Annotated in this window: 4 protein-coding genes; all 4 read right to left on the bottom strand. The window is 38.6% G+C overall.

The annotated features are described in order from the left end of the window. Positions 1-171: 171 nt before the first annotated feature. Positions 172-1,158, bottom strand: a complete 987-nt coding sequence (locus KKD20_03510; GenBank protein MBU4332163.1) for a hypothetical protein — start codon at positions 1,156-1,158, stop codon at positions 172-174. 3 nt (positions 1,159-1,161) lie between these two features. Continuing rightward, positions 1,162-3,714, bottom strand: coding sequence for a hypothetical protein (locus KKD20_03505; GenBank protein MBU4332162.1), 2,553 nt, complete (start codon positions 3,712-3,714; stop codon positions 1,162-1,164). A 7-nt stretch (positions 3,715-3,721) separates the two neighbouring features. Further along, positions 3,722-4,309, bottom strand: a complete 588-nt coding sequence (locus tag KKD20_03500) for a hypothetical protein (protein ID MBU4332161.1) — start codon at positions 4,307-4,309, stop codon at positions 3,722-3,724. Between the two features lie 53 nt (positions 4,310-4,362). Beyond that, a partial coding sequence (locus KKD20_03495) for a four helix bundle protein (protein MBU4332160.1) occupies positions 4,363-4,603 on the bottom strand: 241 nt, incomplete at its 5' end.

The raw sequence follows: 4,603 nt of genomic DNA, 5'->3' as shown, positions 1-4,603 counted from the left end.
CCGATCCAACATAACTTTCAAACCTCTAATTAACAATATTTTATTTTCAATTTTTTCTACGGGAATTATATTAGACATATTAATTTTCCTGCATTTCCCATTATTCCCCTGCCGCGGGCCCCTGCCGCGGGCAAGCGCGCAGAGGGGCAGGCATAATTCATGATTCATGATTCATAATTCCAATTTCCTCATCTCCTCCTCAACCGCTTTCCTTTCCAAACTGCCTTCAGGATATTGGCCGGCCATAGCGCGCAATTCCTCAATTTTTTTCTCTTTTTCAATTTCTTCTTCAATCGCTTTTTCTTCCAACCCGCCTTTGCCGTACTTTTGCTCTTCTTGTTTTAATTCTTCTATCTTTTCCTCAGCCGCAGTTGCGGGCGGCCCGCTCACGGTCCGCGCCTTCGCCATTCCTTCGCTTTCTTTTTCAATTGGAATAATTTCCCATTGCTCCATCGGCAAATCGCCCATACTTTCCGGAAAAAACTTTAAATTACGATAAAATAAAAACAATCTTTTCACCAGCATCTTTTCCTGCTCATCTAGTATTTTAGTATTTTCCGAATTAGTTATATGCTCTGTTAAAACTAAATTATCAAACACTCCGCTTCCATTCACCTTAATAAAATCTTTTAGCCAGTTGGCAATACTTGGTGAATGTGGCCGACCATCAATAATAAAATTCTTATGAGTAATTCTTTCTTGATTATCCAATAAAACTTTTAATAGCTCGCCTTGCTTCAATTCCCCTCCGCTTAAAAATTGCGCAACCAATTCCTCGTTTAAAACTTCTTTGAATTCCTCATCTCCATTCAGAGTTTCAATTAATCTATTTTGAAAAATATCTTTGATTTTTTCTTCCGCTCCCCTAACAGTTTTAGAATTTTTATCTACAATCAAACTAAAAATATGTTTCACTAATTTTGCTTTTATTTCTTCGCCCTTTATCTTATTTAACTGAAATTTCTTTTCCAAATACAATGGTATATATTTAATTTCAATATCTCCGATGGCCACCAATATAACCAAAAACTTCAGCTCAACTTTATAATCGGCTTCTATTTTATTTATCTTGTCCACGGCATCAACGCTGCCAATTTTATTCCGTATCTCATCTGGCAATTTACTGAATTTTATTAAACAATCATTGTAATAGCTCATAAATTAATCTAAATTTTTTATTTTCTCAGATATAACGCTTATTTCCAGGGGCGTAGTTTTTTCCGGATTAATATTTGTCATTTCTGCTATATTTTTTCCCATTTTGCCCAAACTGCTGGTTTGGGCAATTATGGTTTTGTTCAATAACCTAACCAAATATACCAAATCTTTAAATACTGGCGAAACTCCAGCTGATTCTGATACTATATTTTTAATAATTGGGCCTGTGGCAGGATTATTATTTAAATTTTCAGATGCCCCCCTGCTTTCATTCACTTCTTCATCGTCTGCTTTCTCGGAATTAATAATTTCATCCACTGACTTTCCCGATTTTGCCATACTCCTGACTTTTGAATAACTCTTTGTATCAATAGTATGCTGAGTTAATTTTTCAGTATCCGCTTCATCTTTAATTCCGAAGCCATGGAACTCTTCGTGAATTTTCGTTTTCTTTAAATCGCTTAAATTATACCCGCGACTGCTGGAATTCACCAAGCTAATGTTGTCAAGCTTGCTCGGATCCTTAAACCTCTCTTTAGCCGCTTCTAAATTATCTACTTTTTTACCACTTACGCCTTGTAATTTTAGCTTACTTATTTCACTGTTAAGAACGCTAACCATTTTATCGGCTACCTGTTTAATCGTTTCCGAGTTGGTTACATTGACGCCTTTTATATCCTCAAATTTTTCGCCAGCCGATTCTTTTAATGACTCTAAATTCAGCTTATCAAAATCAACCGCCATGGTGTTAGTTTGTTCTCTGCCAAATTCGCCTACGCTTAAATTACCAGCGCCTCTTGCTTTTGTTTCATCTTCTGCTTTCCTGTATCTATTAGCATATCGACCTGTTCTCGTAAGTCTTGCTTTCTCATCTGGATCGGCTGGAATTGGCGACGCTGCGGCTGCTCCTGTTCTATGACCTGGTAAATTGCCGTAAGCTAAACGAGAGCGTGCTGGGTTTAAATTATTGCCTCTACTGTCAATTCCAATCGCATAACTTCCAGTGCCGCGTCCCGCTGTTTGATGTCCATAATTATACGCCCCTCTCTCATCAGAATTCTTTTGGATGTAGGATAAAGCGCGACCGGTTAAATTTACATTATTCGCTCCTAAAGCGTGCCATTCTGCATCGCCCAACTTTCCTAAATTTTCCCTGCTCATCTCATTCAAATGTCTCTGTCTATCTCCGACATCACTAATGGTGCTGGGCACTTTATTGCGAGCTACCTTTTGCATCGCCCTTTGCCATGGCGTGATAGCTGTTTGGTTTGCCATTCTTGCTAAAATTCTAGGATCGTTAATATTGCTTATATATTTTTGCGCTTTTTCCTCTTGAAATCTTTGCCTGGCGCCTAAACCCACATGGGCTTGCGTAGCAAGAGACCTAACGAGCGGCACTTTACTTCCTCCCACTCTGGCTAAAGTATTTTTTAACCCATCCCATCTTGATAAAGCTCCGACTCCTACATCGGCGACTCCTCTAAAAGGCGCTTTTGCCCCCTTCCAAGCCAACCCCTTCCCCTTCTGTATCGCCGCCATTCCTTTCCCCGCTATACTCCCAACCACGCCGCCCAACTGCTGGGTTACCATAAGCCCGCCAATTAACATGCCGATAGAAATAATAAATTTAATCATATTATCCGGAGTTCCTGCTTCAGCTAATCCTGCAACTGGTTGGCTAGAAAGCTTGGTAGTATTACCAGTATCACCAGGCTTGGGTGTATTTAAGATAGTACCGGCATTATTAGTGCCAATAGATACAAACGACAGCCATATAAAAAACGCTAAAATTGGACCAACCACAACCTGCTTAGAAAACTCGCTCCACCATTGCGAAGCATATTTTTGCCCCGCCGGAAAAGCTGATAATAAAAAAGCTAAAGGAGAAAGCACTATATACACCCATAGCATAATTATTCTCATAACTAAAACCGCTACAATAACCAAAACTACAATTACTGAAATAATTGTATATAGCAAAGCTAAAAAGTACGAGCCCACAATACTTAAAAGACTTACATCTGGAGCATCAGCATTTATGGCTAAAATATCTTTTATTCCTAACATTGATGTTAGGTTAGCGCTGCCCATATCCTTAAACCCATTAACAAAAGTAAGCATTATCACTTGGGCAAAATCAATAATAAGCCCGCAGATGGTTTTAGAAAAATTAATCAAAACCGCCATTATTAACAGCTTCGGCAATAATTTCTTAACATTATAGTTTTCAATCCTTAAAATTGTGGCAAAAGCGATAACTAATAAAATCAGGATAAAAAACATATTGCACAAATCCCTAACAAGCACCCAACCAATAGTTACCGCGCCTGAATGAATAAAATCATTATATTGAGCAATCCAAACCAATATATAAATTAAAACAAATAATATGCCTCCCAATATCCAAACTAAGAATTGAACAATATGTCCAACTATGCCTGATACCGCATTACTTAATCCTGCATTAGCAAAATTACCAACAAAAAAACTGCTTAGCACTAATAACGCTAATAAAACCCAAAAACTATATCTTTTTTTCTTTATCTTTAAATTCATTTTCATTTTATATATCTAATATCGCCTTAAACGCGTTGCCAACCCAATCCCAAGCAAAACTCCAAATAGCGCTTATTGGATTAACGATAATATCTGCTAAAATTACAATGAAAGCCAACAATCCGAATATAATAAAACCAACTATTAAATCCAGCATCACCAGCCCCATCACCTCCACGATTCCAAACGCCCTGCCGGCCGTTTTAGCCGCTTCGCCGCCGCCGGCTTGGCTGATCTGCTTGGGTATCCACTCATGGCCTAATTTGCAAAATAATTTTTCCCCGAAAACCATTTTTAAAAACACATGCAAATTTATGTAAATCAAACTCAAGCCCCAGCTCGGAATAAGCGTAGTCCATGCCCAGCGCAAAGCGCTATTCGTTCCCTGCTTCGCCGGCTCCGTAATTTTTTCCTTAATCTTATCTTTAGCTCTCTGTTTAATATCCATTGCCCGCCGCGCCTGCATTACTTTCTCACGCAAGCTCCGCGGCTCCGCGGTTTCAGCATTATTTTCTTCCTCGCCCTTGCCTGACTTTGCCTGCCTTAATTGCCCTGCCATCGCGATCTGCTCGTCCGGAGTTAAAGTGTTATCCATAAAATTTCTAATTACTAATTTCTAATTAACCTAATCAAATCCCAATTTCTAAATTATCTATTTCTAAGTTTATTGTTAATTGAATTAAATATCAGGTTTAGTTCTTTAGCTTCTTGCCAGAGTTTTCTGGCTTCATCTTTTAGCTCTGGCTGAATAACAACTGTCATTCTTAACCAATGTTTGGTTTCTCTGGATTCTTTTTTGCAGATTCCTATTTTATGCTGGAAATCTTTTTTTGATTCAGCATCGTCGGCTTCAGAGTAATTCGCGCCCACACTAGTACCGGCTCTGACT

This window comes from Patescibacteria group bacterium (genome assembly GCA_018896645.1).
GTDB lineage: Bacteria > Patescibacteriota > Patescibacteriia > UBA2591 > JABMQE01 > JAHIMF01.
The sequence above is the reverse complement of the archived record's forward strand: the minus strand, read 5'-3'. Positions and strand labels throughout refer to the sequence as shown.